Origin of the sequence: Streptomyces cirratus (assembly GCF_014650775.1) — a bacterium.
Taxonomy (GTDB): domain Bacteria; phylum Actinomycetota; class Actinomycetes; order Streptomycetales; family Streptomycetaceae; genus Streptomyces; species Streptomyces cirratus.
Genome location: NZ_BMVP01000004.1, coordinates 1 through 16,804, shown reverse-complemented (window position 1 = coordinate 16,804; position 16,804 = coordinate 1). Strand labels below are relative to the sequence as shown.

The window sequence follows — 16,804 nt, the reverse complement described above, 5'->3', positions numbered from 1 at the left end:
CACCGCCGCGACGCACCGAGCGGCCGCGCGGCGGGATCCGCGCGGCCCACTCGGTCAGGAGCGCGGCGACACCAGCGCGACCGCCTCGATCTCCACCAGCTGATCGGGGAACGCCAGGTCGGTGACACCGAGGATGGTGTCGGTCGTGCGGTGGTTGCCGACGTACTCCTTGTGCAGCTTCGCGGCCGTGTCGAAGTTCTTGCGCAAGTCCTTCGTGTAGATCTTCATGCTGATGATCTGGCTGCGCGGGATCCGGTAGTGGGCGAGCACCTTGTCCATGTTGGCGAACGACTGGCGCACCTGCTTCTCGAAGTCGCCGACGCCCACCAGGTTCCCGGCCTCGTCATGCGACAGCTGCCCCGAGATGTAGACCGTGTCCCCGGCTCTGACGGCCTGCGAGTACCCGTAGGACTCCTCCCACGGCACCCCGAACCCGAAGTGGTCCCAGCCGCGGCGCGCCTGGTCCTGCGCGCTGGCTCCCTGCGGTCCCGCGACGGCGATCATCACGGCCACGAACGCGGCCACCACGGCTGCGATACCGAACCTGCGCCCTGACTTGGTCATTTTCTCTTTCCTTTCGTTCCCCGGTGGAGCCTGGCGCCACGAAGTTGTCACAGCGCACGGGAGAACTCCTCGAACGGGAATCGATTGGTAATCGAATTGCCTGCCGGAATTCCGCGCCACAGCCGTCCGGCTGGTCCTCCCGGACCGTCAGTCGGTGCACCGCGTCTCCCTTCCGATGGGGGCGCGGAAGGCGCGTGGGGGCCGACCGGCCACGCGCTGGACGGTGCGGTGACGCGGTCCTCCGCCCCCTCGGCGATGGCGCGGTCCATCCCGGTCAGCATCGCGGCGGTGGAGATCCGCCGCGCAAGCGGAAAATCGGTGCGGAGACGGGCGGGTACCCCGTGCCCTGCTCGCCGCGACCCGGGCCGACCTCGTGGAGCACCTGGCCGGACAAGTAGGCGCTCCGCGGGAAAGGATGCGTGCGCAATTGGCGGACTTCGTCGGCAGGGTCCTGAGTCCCGGCCCCTTGGAGGGGTCGACGGCCGAGGACTGACGGAGGGACGGACGACCCCCCTGCTGAGCGGCCCCCCTCGCGAGCGGCCCCTGCGACAAGGCCGTAACCCTTGCCGGGCGGCGGGCGGGCGTCAGCCGACGGGGGCCGGGGACCGGCCCACCCGCCGCGGCGGTACCCGAACGGGCGGCCGCCGCGACCTCGCCACTCGGTCACCGGGTCGCGGCCGCTCGGGTCGAGGTCGAAGGTCCGGCTGCGCTTGTCGTGCGTCGGTCCGGCGACGGCCACGGGCAGGGCCTGCTCCAGCCCGGGGAGCCGCCGTACGATCACCGCGCGGTGCGCCCACGGGCAGGCGAGGACGAACACAGGAAAGGAGCATCGTCCTCATCGGAGGGGTGCCCCGACCCGCCGAGCGCCTCAGCCGACGCGGCCTTCGAGGCCCGTGACCTCTTGTGGGTCGCGGATCATGATGGGGAGCGTGCCCTCCTCGGCGAGTTCGGCGCCGCGGTCGATGATCGACTGGTTCGAGGTGTGCAGGTGGAAGCCCTGTTTGCCCCACGCGAAGACGTCCGGCGAATGGACGTGGACCTGGAAGGGGACCGGGACGAGGCCACGGCGCAGGAGATCGCTGTTGAGGGCCTCCTGCCCCTCGTTCGCCGCGAACTGACTCGTGCGGACCCAGCCGATGGGCCGGTCGGCGGGGCCGGGCACCGGTGCCGCAGTGCTCAGGGCGTGCAACTGCGTCCGGATGGAGCGGAAGTGGCGAAGCGTCACGGACTCCGATATCGCCGCGTCGAGACGGGTGCGGAGCTTGTCGAAGTGATCCTCCCCGAAGAGGAACACGACCGACCGGCCCTGCTGTCCGGGTGGCAGCCGCTTCAAGTGGGCGACGAGCTGCGCGATCACGGTGTCGTCACGCTTGGAGTCGGCGGCGGAGAGGCCGGGGGTGGTCTCCACCACCATGTTGGGCGCCGGCTGGACGGGGCTGAGGTCCCGTTCGATGACGAGGGTGACCTTGGGGTGCGAGGACAACCGCCGGATGATCTCGTCGCGCCGGTCGCTGTCGTACCGCGTGTTGTGGTGGGTCTCCGTCACGAAGATTACGAGTCGCTCGCCGACGGGTGCGCCGTGCAGAGCGAGCGCGCTCACGTCCTCGATGTCCACCTTGATGATCCAGTTGGTGGGGTGGTCGATCGTCTGCTGGATGGGCATGCCCCTGCGCTCCTGTTCTCGGATCCGGTGCGCTGTCCGTGACGCACAGGGCCTGGCGCCGCCGCCCCCGTTCGCGCCGCCATCACTGTCCTGCGGCCCGGACGGACCGACAAGTCCGGGCGGGGGAGCGGCGGTTGCGCGGTGGGGGCGCGCGGCCACAGAACGATCGGTCGGCCCATGCCGGAGCCGGGCGGAGGCGGGGCGCACCCGACGCCGACACTGCGGCGGCCGCCCGCCGAGGAGGCTGCCACGCCGCATGTAGGGTCCCAGGGCGAACAGCTCGCAAGACCCAAGCCGACGGGGGAAGAGGCGTGACGAACGCAGGCGGGAGTCCCGACGCGGGCATACGCCTGTCCGCTCTGGACGGAATCCGGTTCGTGGCAGCCCTGATGGTGGTCTTCTACCACTACTTCGCGCTCGCCTCCGCATGGGGCCGCCCAGCGTCGGCGGTCTTCCCGACGGCGCACGCGGCCGCCGAGTACGGCTGGCTCGGGGTCGAAGTGTTCTTCCTGGTCAGCGGTTTCGTGATCTGAATGAGTACCTGGGGCCGCACGGTGGGGGACTTCGTGGTGTCGCGCATCTCCCGGCTCTACCCCGCCTACTGGGCCGCCATAGCGTTCACGGCCGCCGTAGTGAGCCTGTGTCCGGAGATACGCCGCATCGACCGCTGGGGCGACGTACTGGTCAACCTCTCCATGATGCAAGGCGGACTCCACGTCAAGCACCTGGACGACGCCTACTGGACCCTCTTCGTGGAACTCAAGTTCTACGCGCTCTTCGCGCTCGTCGTCCTGCGCGGCGTGTCCTACCGCAGCTGCCTGCTGTTCTGCGGCTTCTGGACCGCTGCCGGCGTCATGGCTCCCACCACCGGCTCCGGGCTGCTCGATTTCTTCGCGATACCCCAGTTCGCCCCGTACTTCGTCGCAGGCATCGCCTTCTACCTGATGCACCGATTTAGGCAGTCGGTCCTGCTGTGGGTGATCGTCGTCCTGCAGTTCCTGCTGGCCCAGAACTACGTCGAAGCACGCATCGACTCGAACGTGGACCATGCCGCCAACGCGTGGCCGGCCCGCCTCATCATCACGCTGGCCTTCGCGGCCATGGCTGCCATCGCCCTCGGTGCCTGCGACCGCCTCCGGTGGCGCTGGCTGCGCACGGCGGGAGGCGTGACGTATCCGCTCTACCTCATCCACATGATCGCGGGGCTCACGGTCATCCACCACTTCCGTGACCGGTTCCCCGCCCTCCCGTTGGCCGGCGGTGTGACCGTCGCCATGATCACGGCCGCGTGGCTCATCCAGCGCTACGTCGAACGCCCCGCCACCCGGCTGCTGCGCTGCGGCCTGCGCCAGGGCTTGGAGGACGTCCGCCGGGCCGGCTTCCCGGAGACACGGGCCCCCGCACCCCATCCATCCGTACCGCGCCAACCGGGGCCGCCCGCCGAGGAACGCGTCAAGAGCTCCCTCTAGGGGGTTTGCGCACATCGTTCGACGTATCTCCCAGGCGGGCGACGTCAGGGCAGCGGTTTGCCGCGTGCGGCGATCCAGAGCGCGTACCACTCCTCGTGGTCCAGCTCCGGTGGCCGCCCGACCGCTTGGCCGCAGGCCCGGATCCGTGCGGGATCGGAAGTGCCGATCACCGGTGCGATGCGGGCCGGGTGTCGCTGGAGCCACCACAGCAGCACCGTCTCGGGGGTGACCTGCTTGCGTTCGGCCAGCACGGCCAGCAGTTCGGCGGCAGCCCGCTCCTGCGGCGTCTCCTGCCGCCCGGTGAACCGGCCCTGTGCCAAAGCGCCCCATGCCTGCACCTGGATGCCGTGGTCGCGGCAGTGTTCGAGAGTTCCGAGGGGGAAGCCGTTGGCTGCCGCGGCGGGAGTGTTCAGGAGTACCCCGGCCTCGACCCAGTCCCGCTTGTGCAGGCTCATTTCCAGCTGGTTGGCGACGATCGGCAGCCCGAGCCGCGCCTGGAGCGCCGCGATCTGCGCCGCGCCCATGTTGGACACACCGAACCGGCGCACCAGGCCCTGGGCGTGCAGGGAGACGAGGGCCCCGGCGAGGTCGTCCGGATCCGCCAGGGGGTCCGGACGGTGCAGCAGCAGGACGTCGATGACATCGGTGCGCAGCCGGGTCAGGCTTTCCTCGACGCGCCGCAGGACGCTCGTTCCGCGGAGGTCGTAGATGCCGGGGCGGTCGCCGTCCGCCAGGCGGATCCCGCACTTCGTCTGGAGGGTGATCCGCCCGCGCAGCGCGGAGTCGCGGGCGAGGAGTTCACCGAAGACCGCTTCGGACTTCCCGTGGCGGTAGATGTCGGCGTGGTCGAAGGTGGTGATCCCGATCTCCAGGGCGGCGGTGACCGCCGCCTCCGCGGCCTCGATCTCCGCGGCACCGTAGGGTTCCGGCCCCCAGGTGCCGCCCAAGCCCATGCACCCGTACAGCGGCCGGCTCGCATTCGTCTCCGTCACGGGCTGACCTTATGGCTTGCTGCATCCGGCCCCAAGCCGACGGCCGGCCGATCCGGCCGGCCGATCGGGCGGGCCCGCAGCGGCTCCTGACGGGCTACGGTCGGGGTTCAACGGCGGGCGCACGTCCAAGCGTCCATACCCTGCATCCGGGCCAGCCTCTTGGCGACGGCGATCTGCTGTGACTTCGTCGCCAGGTCCGCCCTCGCCGCGTATCTGAGGCCACCCGCGGCCTTCCAACTCGACTGGGTGAACTGCAGGCCCCCGTAATGCCCGTTGCCGGTGTTGGCCCGCCAGTTGCCACCGGACTCGCACTGGGCGATCGCATCCCAGTTGGCGCGAGGTTTCTCAGAGACGGCGGCCTCGGCACTGAACAGTATCGACTGCCACAGGAGCACTGCTCCCACAAGGGTGATCAGGGTGGCTCCGGTTCGCCGGTTGTCCTGGGAATGAGACATGCGGGACATTCGAGGCATTGGTCCTCCGTGTCGTCCGGAAGACCGGACCGGAAGCCCGGGCCGGTCTTGCTGCGGCCTTCGCGGCCTTGCACGCAGCACAGCACGCCATCCCGCCATGGCGGCCCATCTCACCGGGGCGAACGGGCGACGCCACCCGTACAGCGGCGGCCTCACCCTGTGCGGGCCGCAGTCCGGTGGTCGTTCCGCCCGACCGAGAAAACCGGATCCGGCGCGGCGATGAGTCCGCGGACACCCGCGGGTCTATCCCTTGACGCAGACGACCGACTCATCGGGAGCAAGCCATGGGCCTCATCCACATCGAACTGTTCGCGACCCTCGACCTCGTCGGGCAGGCCCCCGGCGGCCCCGACGAGGACCCGGCGGGGTTCCCGTTCGGGGGCTGGCAGGCGCCCCTGCTGGACCAGGTCGCCGGGGCGCAGGTCGGTGCCGCGTACGAAGGAACGGACGCCCTGCTGCTCGGCCGGCGGACGTACGACATCTTCGCCGCCTACTGGCCTCACCAGGGCAAGGACGGCCCAGACGACGAGATCGCCACGCTGTTCAACAGCGTCCCGAAGTACGTTGCCTCTCGCGGCCGGCCCGACCTCTCCTGGGCCGGGTCCACCCACTTCGGCCCGGACCTCGCCACCGCGGTGCGCGAGATCCGTGACCGCCACGAGCACGTGAAGGTCGTCGGTAGCCTGAACCTCGTACAGACGCTCCTGCACGAGAAGCTCTTCGACCGACTCGACCTCTGGCTGCACCCCATCGTGCTCGGCGTAGGCAAGAAGGTGTTCGACGGTGGCGCCGTGCCCACCAACATCACGCTCCTCGCACCCCCGGTCGCCAGCCCGAAAGGCACCGTGTACCTGCGCTACGGGCTCGCCGACGGCACTCCCGCGACGGGCGACATGAGCGCACCGGACCGCGGGGTCGCAAACGAAGACGGCTGACGCACCCCTCGCCCGGTGCGTCCGTCAGAGTGCTGTGCCCTCATTGCGCAGATATTCTGGGAAATGTGATCGAGTCTGGACGGCTGCGGCAGCGTAGGCGCCCCGGCCCGGGAAGACTTGTGCGGTTGTCGCCGGTCATCCTGACCGTCGTGATCGCCAGCCTGGCCTACGCCACTCCGCCGGAGCTGGCCTTCAGCCGCCTCCTGCCCTCGGCGCCGGCCCTCGCCGCCGCCATGTGGCCGGTGCTCCCCACCGTCCTGCTCGGCACCGTCTGCCTCCTTCTCATGATCGGCCTCAGCCTCGTCTTCCCGGACCTGGGGACGTGGTGGACGGCCGCGGGGATCATCGCGGTCACCGTCGCCGCCGCGTACGGGAGCCACGTCCGGCTCCAGCGGGAGCGCACGCTCTTCCAGGTACGACTCGTCGCCGACGCGGCGCAGCAGGTGGTGCTGAGCCCCCTGCCACGTCGCATCGGGGGCATCGAGATCGAGTCGCTGTACCTCGCGGCCGCGGCGGAGGCCCGGATCGGCGGGGATTTCTACGAGGTGGTCGACACGCCGTTCGGAGTCAGGCTGCTCATCGGTGACGTGCGGGGCAAGGGCCTGCCGGCAGTGGGGGCGGCCGCAGCGATCGTCAACGCCTTCCGGGAGGCGGCCTTCGGAGAGGCCGACTTGGTGGAGGTCGCACGCAGGCTGGACGCCAGCAGCGCCCGCTACAACGCCGCCTTTCCCCCCGAGGGGCCGATGGAGCGCTTCGCCACCGCCCTTCTCGTCGAGATCCCGCACGGGGGCAGCCACGTCGACATCCTCAACTGCGGACACCCCCCGCCGCTGCTCCTGAACCGGGGGAAGCTCCGCGTCCTCGATCCCGCCACCCCCTCGCCGCTGCTCAGCCTCGCGGAGCTGATCGGCGACCGGTACACCGTCGACAGGTACGCCTTCACCCCCGACGACCTGCTGCTCCTCTACACCGACGGGATCGCCGAGGCCCGCGCCCGCGACGGCGAGTTCTTCCCGCTGACGGCTTGGATGCGTCGACAGCCCCCGACACCGCCCCGCGAACTGCTCACCGCTCTCCACCGCGATCTCCTCCACTACAGCAGAGGACGCCTGGACGACGACATCGCCGCCCTCGCCGTACGCCTGCGCGCGCCCTGAGCCACGCCGGCCGGGGGCTACCCGCGGACCTGGGTCTTCACTGCGGGACGCGACCCATCGCTGTCCGCGCCCGGGCCCGCGAGCAGGCGCAGCCCGTCCTCGGCGGGGCCGCCGGGGGCCGCGGACAGCACCAGCAGCTCCATGCCGGATGCACCGGGCAGCGCGAGGTTCTCCCGGTGCAGTTCCCGGAGTCCGACCAGTGGGTGCCGGTACGCCTTGCGTCCATGAGCACGGGCCCGCACGTCCGCGCGGGCCCACAGCCGACGGAATCGCCCGCTGCCCATCGCCAGCTCGCCGGTCGGCGTGGCCAGGCCTCGGGGTACCTGCCGACGGCCAGGCGCAGGTGGCCCACCACGTAGAGGTGCAGTTCTCCCCGTCCGCGTACAGACCGCGCTCGGCCTCTTCGAGGAAGATGTGCCGACCGGTGTTCCAGGCCAGGCATCGGCCCGCCGAGGAGGAGCCCGGCGAGACGGTTCCCGGCGAGTACGTCCAGGCGGTGGCCCATGATCAGCGCGGGTGCGTCGGCGACCAGGTCGAGGACGCGCAGCAGCTCCGGCCGGACCCGCCCGCCCGGCGCCTTCGCCCGGCGCCGGCGCCTGCGGGCGAGCCGGTCGAGGTGCGAGGTGCTGCCGCCGTTCGTGCTGTACGGCACCGACCGGATGACGGGCGAGGACCACCCGGACGTCGCCGAGGCGTGGGAGCAGCGCCTGCTCACCCTGGAGCCGACCGAGCCGATCGCGTTCCGCCGGCAGAACTCCGGCGACCACGAGATGCCCTCCCTGCACCTGCGGGATGGGCTCGAACCCTCGGGCCGCACGGGTTTCGGGCTGCACGTACGCGGCTGGCCGCCGGCGGCGGACGGGACGAGCGGGTTGCCCCGGGGCCTTTTAGGTGGTGTCGGGGGGGCCTGTCAAGCCCCGACTTTCCGGAACGTGACCGGGGTGTGCCGGTCGGCGCTTACTTGTTGTGCGGGCCTCACCGAAAAGGAAACGAGGCAAGTCGGAAGAAACGAAATACCTCGCAGAGGATTCTTTCTCCCTTCGATTCACCGCATTCGTCCCGGAATACCGGGACGGTACATCACCCCTCAAGACAAGTAGGAGAAAGCCATGAACCGCAAGATTCGCACCAACAACGTCGCCCGTCCCAACCGCCGGGGTTTCCGCCTCGCGACGCTGGTCGCTTCGGCTGCTGTGATCACGGGCGGTATCGCCCTTCCGGCCTCCGCGGCCGTGGCCTCTCCGGTGCCCGCCCACGTGGTGGCAGCCTTCCCGACCGCCGGGGGCGCCGGCGGGGACGGTGGTGACGGCGGGGGCGGCCTCATCGGCGGCGGTGGCGGCTCCGGCGGCTCCGGGGGCGGCAGCGTCCTGGGCACCGGCGGCAACGGCGGCAACGGCGGCAAGGGCGGGGACGGGATCCTCTCCGGCGGCGGCGGTGGCGGCGGCGGTGGCGGCGGCGACGGCGTGATCGGCGGCAACGGCGGCAAGGGCGGCGACGGTGGTGGCGGCCTGTTCGGCGGCAACGCCGGTGGCGGCGGTGGCGGCGGTGACGGCGTCCTGATCGGCGGCAACGGAGGCAAGGGCGGCAAGGGCGGCGACGGCGTCTTCCAGGGCGGCAACGGAGGCAAGGGCGGCAAGGGCGGCCACGGCGTCTTCGGCGGCCTCGGCGGCGGCGGCGGCGCCGGAGGACGCAGCATCTTCTGAGCCGGCCCCCGGTCCTGGGGTGGAGGCACCCGATGCCTCCACCCCCCAACCCCCCATCCCATCGGTCCTGACCGCCGGCCCGGCGACACCCGGCACGCAGCGCCCGCAAGCGAATACCCGTGCGTAGGAAACGGAGATCCCCCATGTTCAGAAGTACCTGGCAGCGTCCGCTCATCCTGGCGGCGGCCTCCCTGGCTCTCTTCACCGGCACGGCCTGCGCCGCGCAAGCGTCCGAGCCCCACGCCCCGGCCGGCGTCAGCATCCCGGCCGCCGCCGACCACCCGAAGCCCTGCGCCGGGATCGGCAAGGGCGGAGAGGGCGGTGAAGGCGGAAAGGGTGGCGAGGGCGGAAAGCCCGGCCAGCCCGGTGAGCCCGGCCAGCCCGGCCGCTCGGGATGCCTCCGGTTCGATGACCTGCCCGACAAGCCGAAGTCGAAGCTGACCTTCGTGGACAAGGTGTACATCGTCATGGTGCTCGTCACCGACGACTCCGACGCGACGAAGGAGAAGATCGCCAAGAAGTACGACGTCTCGCACGACCAGCTCGACACCTGGAAGAAGGACTACCTCGACGGCAACTGGTTCGCCCTGATGGGCGCGGATTTCGCTTCCTGAACCGCACGGCGCGAGGGCGGTACATCGCGAGGGTGGTGAACAGGGGCGGAAAAACCTCGGGGAAGAAACGAGGCCGGCGGACCCAACCGCCGGCCTCCGCGTACAAAAAGGATCTCTACGGCAAGGGTGAATGTCATGCGTGTGCGTTCTTGGAAGTTCCGTCTCGGTCTCGTCATCTCTTCGACCCTGATCGGTGCGGGTGCCATGGCGCCGGCGGCCACGGCAGCGCCGACGTACGAGCCGGCCGCGGCATCCGTCGGCCACTCCCACGGATCGCCGTTCGCCAGCAGTGACGGTCGCCCGGGCGGGGGCCGGTTCACGGCCGGCGGCCCGGTGCTCGGCAACGTGAAACTGGGGAACGGCAGCGTCAAGGTGGGCAACGGCAGCGTCCGCGTCGGTGATCGGATATGCGCGGGCAACTGCACGGGATCGGTGAACGGCACCAAGGGCGGCAGCGGCGGCATCTGCGCCGGGCTGTGCAACGGCAGCGCCAACGGCGGCAGCGGCACGAACGGCGGGCCGGGCGGCAACGGCACGGACGGCGGCACGGGTGGCATCTGCGCCGGGGTCTGCAACGGCAGCGCCAACGGCGGTAACGGCGGCAACGGCGGGGCCGCGCTCCCCGGCGGTGACGGCGGTGACGGCGGCCGCGGCGGCAACGGCGGCATCTGCGTCGGCACCGGTTGCGAGACCAGCGGTCAAGGCGGCCGCGGCGGCAACGGCGGCGCCGGCTGACCAACGTCGGCCGGTGACCGCAGGGGGCCGCGTGTCCTGCGGTGGGGACCGCGGCTCAAGGCCCTCCGCCGCCCGGCACACGTGTGGATCACTGGATAGACTTCGGGTAGGCAACGGACCATCGAGGACGGGGTCGGCATGATCGACACCTTCACCCACGGGCACCGAAGCGGCGCTGGGCCTCCCCGGTCCGGCCGGGGGACGGGGGCGCCCGATGAGTTCGACACCTGACCTGAGCGTCTACACGGATCGGGCCTCCGGTCTGATCGGCAAGCAGATCGCGGACTACCGGGTCGACAGCATGATCGGCCGCGGGGGCATGGCCGTCGTCTACTGCGCGAAGGACCTGCGCCTGGACCGTACGGTCGCGCTCAAACTGATCGCCCCGGAACGCGCCCGCGACGACACCTTCCGGCGCCGCTTCACCCACGAGTCGAGGGTGGCGGCGCAGATCGACCACCCGCACATCGTCCCGATCTACGAGGCCGGTGAAACCGACGGCGTCCTCTACATCGCCATGCGCTACGTGGCCGGTCCGGACCTGCGGGCCCTGCTGGACCGGGACGGTCCACTCCCCGTCGCGACCGCCCTGCGCATCGGCACCCAGGTGGCATCCGCACTCGACGCGGCCCACGAGCACGACCTGGTGCACCGGGACGTCAAGCCCGGCAACATCCTGGTCACCACGGGCACCGACAGTGACCACCCCGAGCACGTCTACCTCACGGACTTCGGGCTGACGAAGAGATCACTGGCGCTCACGGGGTTCACCACCGCGGGCGAGTTCGTCGGCACGGTCGACTACATGGCGCCGGAACAGATCTCCGGCCGGCCGGTGGAAGGCAGGTGCGATCTGTACAGCCTCGCCTGTGTCGTCTACGAATCCCTCGTCGGCGGGCCGCCCTTCGAGCGTGACGACGACGTGCTGGCCCTGCTGTGGGCCCACCAGTACGACCCGCCCCCGTCCCTGACCGAAAGGCGGCCGGGGACCGCGCCCGCCGCCGATGGCGTCATGGCGAAGGCTCTGTCGAAGATCCCCGAGGACCGTTACGGCACTTGTCTGGAATTCATGGCGGCCCTGCGTGCCGCATTCGGAGCCGGCGCCGGCGTGGGGGCGGAAACCTCCCCTCCGGTGGCTTCCCGACATCCCGCGACGGTGAAGAACACGCCGCCGCCGCAGCCCCCCCGCTGGGCGCGGCCGGTCTTCCGCCACCTTCCGGGCACGGCCTAGTACCGCGCTCGCACGAACGTCCCCGTCCCACCGGATGACGGGTGGGACGGGGACGTTCGTGCGAGCGCGGGGTCGTCGGCCGGCGCCCGTTGTTCGGGAGGCCGCGGGGTCACAGACCCAGGGAGATGGCCAGTCGGGTCATTTCCGCCGTGCTGTTGATGCCGAGCTTGGCCCGGATGCGGCGGAGGTAGGCGTCGACCGTGTGCTTGGAGAGTCCCATGTGCCGGGCCGTCTGCAGGTAGGTGCACCCGGCGGCGATGTGCCGCAGCGCCTCCTGCTCTCGCGGGGCCAGCGCGGGTGCAGCGGTACGGGTGTGCGGCGTGGCGAGTGTGAGGCTCATGGGATTTCCTCCGACGGATCGGGTCGGTCATCGCTGCTCGCGCCCTCGGAAGCAGGGGACATATGCGTGAATGTCGCTTTTTGTCCCTGTTGAAAAGCTTGCTCGCGCGACGTCATGATGGTGTCCGCCGACTGTCACAGGCGCGTCACAGGGGGAAGGACCCGTGCGCGATGTCCTCAGAACGCCCCTCAGACCGTCCTCAGACCGTCCTCAGAACCCGACGAGGGACTGCTCGGCCCAGATGGTCTTGCCGACGGGGGCGTGCCGGGTGCCCCAGCGCTGGGCGAGCTGGGCGACCAGCAGCAGGCCCCGCCCTCCCTCGTCGAAGATCCGGGCACGCCTCATGTGGGGGGCAGTACTGCTGGCGTCGGAGACTTCGCAGATCAGGGTGCTGCCCTGATGGATCAGCCGCAGCTGGATCGGCGGCTCGCCGTAGCGAATGGCGTTCGTGACCAGTTCGCTGACCACGAGCTCGGTGACGAAGCCCGCCTCCTCCAGCCCCCAAGCCGTCAGCTGTTCGGTGGTGTACCGGCGGGCCTGGGCGACGACGGAGGGATCGGAGGGCAGGTCCCAGACGACGACCTGGTCGGCATGGAGGGCTCGCGTGCGGGCGACGAGCAGGGCGACGTCGTCCTCGGGAGGGTGGGTCAGCATGGCCGTCAGGACGCGGTCGCACACCGTCTCCAGCGTGGAGGCGGGCCGGACGAGGGCTTCGAACATGTTGTCCAGGGCGTCGTCGATGTCGTGCTCGCGGGCTCGAAGCAGACCGTCGGTGTACAGGGTGAGGACGCTGCCTTCGGGAAGCTCGACCTCGGCGGCCTCGAAGGGGAGGCCCCCCAGCCCCAGCGGGGGGCCCGCGGGCACGTCGAGGAGGTAGACGGAACCCTCCGGGGAGACCACGACGGGCGGGGGATGGCCGGCCCGGGCGACGGTGCAAATCCGGGTGACCGGGTCGTAGACCACGTACAGACAGGTGGTGCCGATGCCCCCCGCGGCTTCCGCGGACGCATCCTGATCGCCCTCGTCGGCCGAAAGGTGGATGATCAGGTCGTCGAGGTAGGTGAGCAGCTCGTCGGGCGGCAGGTCGACGTCGGCCAGGGTCCGTACCGCGGTGCGCAGCCGGCCCATCGTGGCGGTGGCACGGATGCCGTGGCCGACGACATCGCCGACGACCAATGCCACCCGCGCGCCGGACAGCGGGATCACGTCGAACCAGTCGCCGCCCACGCCGGCCCCGGTACTGGCCGGCAGATAGCGCGAGGCGATCTCGAGAGCGGCCTGCGTGGGCAACGTGTGCGGGAGCAGGCTGCGCTGCAGCGTCATCGTGGTGGTGTGCTCCCGGGTGAACCGGCGTGCCTCGTGGATGCCGGCGGCCACTCTGGTCGTCAGCTCCTCGGCCAGCCACAGGTCTTCCGCCTGGAACGGCTCCCGGTGCTGGTGACGGCTGAAGAAGGCCAAACCGAACGTGATGCCGTCGGCACGCAACGGCAGGATCATCATCGAGTGGGTGCCGTCCCCGCTGATCCGGGCGGCACCCGGGTCCTGGGCAACCCAGCGCGCGATGCCCGGGTCGGCCCTCCCGTACACGGCACCCCGGCCCGCGGCCAAACACTCCACGGGCGGTGACAGCGCCGGATAGACGGTCGTCTCTCCCACCCCGGCCTCGGCTTCCGCGTCTCCCGCGAGGATCGAGCGCGCGGCGGTACGGCGCGCGGCGACCGGCCCGGCCGCCGGGCGGGAAGACGGACCGTCCTCCCGCGGGGGTGGCTCCAGCAGGTCGACGACCGCGAAGTCCGCGAGCCGGGGAACGGCGATGTCCGCGAGTTCCTGCGCGGTGCGGGCACTGTCGAGGGTGGTCCCGACGACGGGGTCCGCGTGATCCGGCACGAGCATCTCCCGGTGCTCGGCGTCGGTGGCGGTCCGGTCGTGCGCCGCAAGGTACACGGCGACGACCCGGCCGTCCGGATCCCGCACAGGGGACAGGGAGGTGGCCCAGCCGCGCTTCTCCGTGCCCGCGGCCGGGGACCGGACGAAGGCGTCCACGTCCTGGGGTTGACCCGTCTCCAGCGTCAGCCGCATACCGCGCTCGGTTTCGTCGCTCACCGGATCCGGTGCGATCTCGGGCAGGCGCAACCCGCGCATCTCGGCCTCCGTGAGGGAGAGCGTCCGCTCCATGCCGGCGTTCGCCCGTACCAGCCGCAGCTCCGTATCGAAGATCGCCAGGACGCAGGGGGACTGGGTGAACGCCCATTCGCTCAATGCGTCGTCCAAGGGCGTGTGGGCCCCGTTCGTCACTGCGCACACCACGGACCATTGGGTGGTCCCGGCGGTGGACGTCCAGCGGTGCGCGAGCACTCCCTGCTCCAGCCGTAGGCCGTTGCGGTGCCGCAGCGCCACGGTGCCGCTCCACCGTTCCTGCCCGGGCGGCAGCCGCCACGCCGTATCGGCGGCGCCGTCGGCGAGCAGGCGGGCGGCGGGCAGACCCACGACCTCGGAGGGGACGTAACCGAGCAGACGACGGGCACCCTCACTCCACTCGGTGACGGTGCCCTGATCGTTGATGCCGGCCGTGGCGGAGTACGCCGGCTCCGGGGAGGCGTCCGTCATCTCCGGGTGCTCACCGGGAGAGGTGGGAAGTGGCTCCATCGTGGCTCATCTCGCCCTCGCTCGTTTCCTGCCCGCTGTCCCACGGGAACCTGCACGGGGCTCCACTGACAAGCATCATCCGGCGGGGCGACGAGCACCAACGCAGCGCGGGGACGGTGGCCGCCGGCTGTGGACGCGCCGCGGGCCGGGCTCCTTTCCGAGAGCCCGGCCCGCGGGGCGACGGCGTGCAGTGCCGTCACCTGTCGTGCTTGTCAGTGGTGGTCGTGGTGGTCGTGGTCGTGGTGGTCGTGGTGGTGGTGGTGGTGATGGTGGTGGTGGTGGTGCCAGTTGTAGTAGTCGTAGTAGTCGTAGTAGTCGTAGTAGTCGTCGTGGTCGTCGTGGTGGTCGTGGCGCCAGTCGTGGTCGCTGGCGACGCTCGCCACCGACGTGGCGGGCATGGCCGCAACCGTCGCCGCGGAGGCCGGGAGGACGGCGGCACCGGACAGCAGGGCGCCCGAGACCAGGATCATCGCGAGGCGAGAGCCCCGACGGTTGGAACGGTCGTTGTCATTGATGTGAGCGTTGCTGGTCATGAGTTTCTCCTACCGTTGAGTGTGCCGATATTGGGGTGAGCCGGTGGACCGTCTAGGGGGCGGCGATTCGGCGAGAAGGGGCATTCTCGAAGAGGAATTACCTCTTGCCGTTCTGCCTTTTCGCTTTCCCGGTGAGGCCCGTGCTTCAAGTAGGCCCGCCCGGCCCGGCAAGGTCATGTTCCGAGGACTCGGGACTTGACGCGGTCGAGACGCCGATGTAAACGCGGCGTGAAGTGCCACGGACGAGCGACCGGGCCCCTCTGCGGCGGGCCGGCGTCGACGGCCGTCCCCATCCCTCGCCGCGCCGCTGCCCCGGGCCTCAGCCGCTTGCCGTCCACCCGAGGCCTCTCGGCCGGCGGCAAGCGAAGCGTGTCAAGTCCCGAGAAGTCGCGCCATGACGCGCCCCCGGGCCAACGGCTTACTCAAGACGTGGGCCACCGCAGAGGGTGACCCACCCGCGTCAGCTCGCTAGGGGACGGGGCCGCCGGGCTTGCGTCTTCAACTTTTTTCGCGGGTGCGGAATTTTCATGATTCACGTCCCTGGGATGTGGAGCCATAATGGCCAGAGGAGAAGGCAATGCGGATAACCATCGTTTCCCCGATGTCCCACGACGAGGGGAGAGTGTCGTGACTTCCCTACCTCCTTCGTCCGAGCGCCCCACGGGCCCCCCGTCCGGCCCGTTGTCCGCCCGGCCGACGGACGAGCAGCCATCGCCGCCCGGCCTGCCGCCGCCAGCGGGACCGCCGCCACCATCCGGGCCTCCAGCGCCGCCGACCGGCGGCGGCGAGCCGGGAGGGCCGGGAGGGCCGGCCCACAGGTGGCGGTCACGCAAAACCGTGCTGAGTGCCGGTGCGGCTGTGGGGATCGCGACGGCGGTGGCCCTCGCCTTCACAGCCGTGGGCGGGAACAAGGCGAGCGGCGGCGAGGTCTTCCTCCAAGCCAGCTCGGCGGCCGGTCTCGATCCGTTCACTCCCTCGACTGCCACGGCGTCCGAGGCGACCGAAGTCACGCCCGCCATGGCCAACACGTCGAAGACGGGCGCGAGTGAGACGCACACCCTCGAGGTCAGCGGCGCGCAGCCGGGGCTGTACGGAGGTACGCGGAACGTCACGAGCTGCAACGTCGAGAAGCAGATCCAGTTCCTTGGGCAACACACGGACAAACGGAAAGCGTTCGCCGAACCCCTGAACATCCAGGAGTCCGGCGTCCCCTCCTACCTACGGTCACTGACGCCCGTTCGGCTGAGTTGGGACACCCGGGTGACCAATCACGGGTACAAGAACGGCGCGACCACCAGTTACCAGGCGGTCCTTCAGGCAGGCACGCCCGTCCTGGTGGACAACCACGGCGTACCGCGCGTCCGCTGTGCCTGCGGCAACCCCCTGGCGCCGCCCGTCGCCGTCAAAGGCAAGCAGGCGTACAGCGGAAAGCAATGGTCTTCTTTCCGGTCCTCCGAGCTCGTTGCGGTCAAGCCCGCCGCGAAGCCGGTGAAGGCCGTCACGATGTTCGATCCGAACCACAAGGGTTGGTACGAGCGCCCGAGCGGCGACGCGCAGGGCAGGCATGACCGCGAGATTCCCGTGCCCAGCGGCCAAAAGCCCGACTCGCCGTACCCGGTCCTTCCCCCGCCCCAACAGGAACCAGTGGTGAAGCCTCCCGACACGCACCAGAACAAGGTGCCGGACCAGCCGCAGAACCCGGGCCAGGATCAGGGGAACAAGCCGGATCAGAACAAGGTGCCGGACAAG

16 protein-coding genes and 3 pseudogenes are annotated in these 16,804 nt (G+C 70.5%); 10 read left to right on the top strand and 9 right to left on the bottom strand.

Annotated features, from left to right (window positions below; genetic code table 11):
- Positions 1–54 precede the first annotated feature (54 nt).
- From IE207_RS12735 to IE207_RS12725, 3 genes and pseudogenes are all read right to left on the bottom strand, one after another.
- Complete coding sequence (locus tag IE207_RS12735) at positions 55–564, bottom strand: RidA family protein (protein ID WP_229873678.1); 510 nt, start codon at positions 562–564, stop codon at positions 55–57.
- A gap of 664 nt (positions 565–1,228) precedes the next feature.
- A pseudogene (locus tag IE207_RS12730) lies at positions 1,229–1,375 on the bottom strand (glutathione S-transferase family protein); the annotation flags it as partial.
- A gap of 57 nt (positions 1,376–1,432) precedes the next feature.
- Positions 1,433–2,227, bottom strand: coding sequence for a hypothetical protein (locus IE207_RS12725; protein ID WP_190184263.1), 795 nt, complete (start codon positions 2,225–2,227; stop codon positions 1,433–1,435).
- Between the two features lie 311 nt (positions 2,228–2,538).
- Between IE207_RS12725 and IE207_RS12720 the strand changes: the two genes are divergently transcribed.
- On the top strand, positions 2,539–2,760 hold the full coding sequence (locus tag IE207_RS12720) for an acyltransferase family protein (RefSeq protein ID WP_190184262.1): 222 nt from the start codon (positions 2,539–2,541) through the stop codon (positions 2,758–2,760).
- Positions 2,761–3,696: an acyltransferase family protein gene (locus IE207_RS12715; RefSeq protein ID WP_190184261.1), complete on the top strand. Its 936-nt coding sequence runs from the start codon at positions 2,761–2,763 to the stop codon at positions 3,694–3,696. It abuts the gene before it with no gap.
- A gap of 44 nt (positions 3,697–3,740) precedes the next feature.
- Here IE207_RS12715 and IE207_RS12710 read toward each other — a convergent pair whose 3' ends face one another.
- Positions 3,741–4,688, bottom strand: coding sequence for an aldo/keto reductase (locus tag IE207_RS12710; RefSeq protein WP_229873677.1), 948 nt, complete (start codon positions 4,686–4,688; stop codon positions 3,741–3,743).
- A 107-nt stretch (positions 4,689–4,795) separates the two neighbouring features.
- Positions 4,796–5,143: a transglycosylase family protein gene (locus IE207_RS12705; protein WP_308433585.1), complete on the bottom strand. Its 348-nt coding sequence runs from the start codon at positions 5,141–5,143 to the stop codon at positions 4,796–4,798.
- A 302-nt stretch (positions 5,144–5,445) separates the two neighbouring features.
- Here IE207_RS12705 and IE207_RS12700 point away from each other — a divergent pair, with 302 nt between their 5' ends.
- Both IE207_RS12700 and IE207_RS12695 read left to right on the top strand, forming a co-directional pair.
- On the top strand, positions 5,446–6,096 hold the full coding sequence (locus IE207_RS12700) for a dihydrofolate reductase family protein (RefSeq protein ID WP_190184259.1): 651 nt from the start codon (positions 5,446–5,448) through the stop codon (positions 6,094–6,096).
- 119 nt (positions 6,097–6,215) lie between these two features.
- Positions 6,216–7,253 carry a PP2C family protein-serine/threonine phosphatase gene (locus IE207_RS12695; RefSeq protein WP_373304704.1) on the top strand — a complete coding sequence of 346 codons (1,038 nt, stop codon included), beginning with the start codon at positions 6,216–6,218 and terminating at the stop codon, positions 7,251–7,253.
- 17 nt (positions 7,254–7,270) lie between these two features.
- Here the strand turns inward: IE207_RS12695 and IE207_RS12690 are convergent.
- Positions 7,271–7,758, bottom strand: a pseudogene (locus IE207_RS12690) (MmyB family transcriptional regulator).
- A 115-nt stretch (positions 7,759–7,873) separates the two neighbouring features.
- Between IE207_RS12690 and IE207_RS33090 the strand changes: the two are divergent.
- The 5 genes and pseudogenes from IE207_RS33090 to IE207_RS12670 all read left to right on the top strand — a co-directional run.
- Positions 7,874–8,095 (top strand): annotated as a pseudogene (locus IE207_RS33090) (NAD(P)H-dependent oxidoreductase); the annotation flags it as partial.
- Positions 8,096–8,362: 267 nt separating this feature from the next.
- On the top strand, positions 8,363–8,956 hold the full coding sequence (locus IE207_RS12685) for a hypothetical protein (RefSeq protein ID WP_268250182.1): 594 nt from the start codon (positions 8,363–8,365) through the stop codon (positions 8,954–8,956).
- A gap of 143 nt (positions 8,957–9,099) precedes the next feature.
- Positions 9,100–9,570: a hypothetical protein gene (locus tag IE207_RS12680; RefSeq protein ID WP_190184257.1), complete on the top strand. Its 471-nt coding sequence runs from the start codon at positions 9,100–9,102 to the stop codon at positions 9,568–9,570.
- Positions 9,571–9,705: 135 nt separating this feature from the next.
- Entirely contained in the window at positions 9,706–10,305 is a 600-nt protein-coding gene (locus tag IE207_RS12675) for a hypothetical protein (protein ID WP_190184256.1), read from the top strand.
- Positions 10,306–10,519: 214 nt separating this feature from the next.
- Entirely contained in the window at positions 10,520–11,536 is a 1,017-nt protein-coding gene (locus IE207_RS12670) for a serine/threonine-protein kinase (RefSeq protein WP_190184255.1), read from the top strand.
- A gap of 109 nt (positions 11,537–11,645) precedes the next feature.
- Here IE207_RS12670 and IE207_RS12665 read toward each other — a convergent pair whose 3' ends face one another.
- The 3 genes from IE207_RS12665 to IE207_RS12655 all read right to left on the bottom strand — a co-directional run bounded on the left by IE207_RS12665 (position 11,646) and on the right by IE207_RS12655 (position 15,055).
- Positions 11,646–11,876, bottom strand: coding sequence for a response regulator transcription factor (locus tag IE207_RS12665; protein ID WP_190184254.1), 231 nt, complete (start codon positions 11,874–11,876; stop codon positions 11,646–11,648).
- 210 nt (positions 11,877–12,086) lie between these two features.
- Entirely contained in the window at positions 12,087–14,522 is a 2,436-nt protein-coding gene (locus IE207_RS12660) for a SpoIIE family protein phosphatase (protein WP_190184253.1), read from the bottom strand.
- Between the two features lie 212 nt (positions 14,523–14,734).
- The gene (locus IE207_RS12655; protein ID WP_190184755.1) at positions 14,735–15,055 is read right to left on the bottom strand and encodes a hypothetical protein; all 321 of its coding nucleotides are present in this window, start codon (positions 15,053–15,055) and stop codon (positions 14,735–14,737) included.
- A gap of 858 nt (positions 15,056–15,913) precedes the next feature.
- Here IE207_RS12655 and IE207_RS12650 point away from each other — a divergent pair.
- A partial coding sequence (locus IE207_RS12650) for a DUF6777 domain-containing protein (RefSeq protein WP_308433584.1) occupies positions 15,914–16,804 on the top strand: 891 nt, incomplete at its 3' end.

Bases quoted from the DNA above. Each gene is read 5' to 3' on its own strand.
- IE207_RS12735 (WP_229873678.1), bottom strand. From the start codon at position 564: ATGACCAAGTCAGGGCGCAGGTTCGGTATCGCAGCCGTGGTGGCCGCG.
- IE207_RS12725 (WP_190184263.1), bottom strand. From the start codon at position 2,227: ATGCCCATCCAGCAGACGATCGACCACCCCACCAACTGGATCATCAAG.
- IE207_RS12715 (WP_190184261.1), top strand. From the start codon at position 2,761: ATGAGTACCTGGGGCCGCACGGTGGGGGACTTCGTGGTGTCGCGCATC.
- IE207_RS12705 (WP_308433585.1), bottom strand. From the start codon at position 5,143: ATGTCTCATTCCCAGGACAACCGGCGAACCGGAGCCACCCTGATCACC.
- IE207_RS12700 (WP_190184259.1), top strand. From the start codon at position 5,446: ATGGGCCTCATCCACATCGAACTGTTCGCGACCCTCGACCTCGTCGGG.
- IE207_RS12685 (WP_268250182.1), top strand. From the start codon at position 8,363: ATGAACCGCAAGATTCGCACCAACAACGTCGCCCGTCCCAACCGCCGG.
- IE207_RS12680 (WP_190184257.1), top strand. From the start codon at position 9,100: ATGTTCAGAAGTACCTGGCAGCGTCCGCTCATCCTGGCGGCGGCCTCC.
- IE207_RS12675 (WP_190184256.1), top strand. From the start codon at position 9,706: ATGCGTGTGCGTTCTTGGAAGTTCCGTCTCGGTCTCGTCATCTCTTCG.
- IE207_RS12670 (WP_190184255.1), top strand. From the start codon at position 10,520: ATGAGTTCGACACCTGACCTGAGCGTCTACACGGATCGGGCCTCCGGT.
- IE207_RS12665 (WP_190184254.1), bottom strand. From the start codon at position 11,876: ATGAGCCTCACACTCGCCACGCCGCACACCCGTACCGCTGCACCCGCG.
- IE207_RS12660 (WP_190184253.1), bottom strand. From the start codon at position 14,522: ATGGAGCCACTTCCCACCTCTCCCGGTGAGCACCCGGAGATGACGGAC.
- IE207_RS12655 (WP_190184755.1), bottom strand. From the start codon at position 15,055: ATGACCAGCAACGCTCACATCAATGACAACGACCGTTCCAACCGTCGG.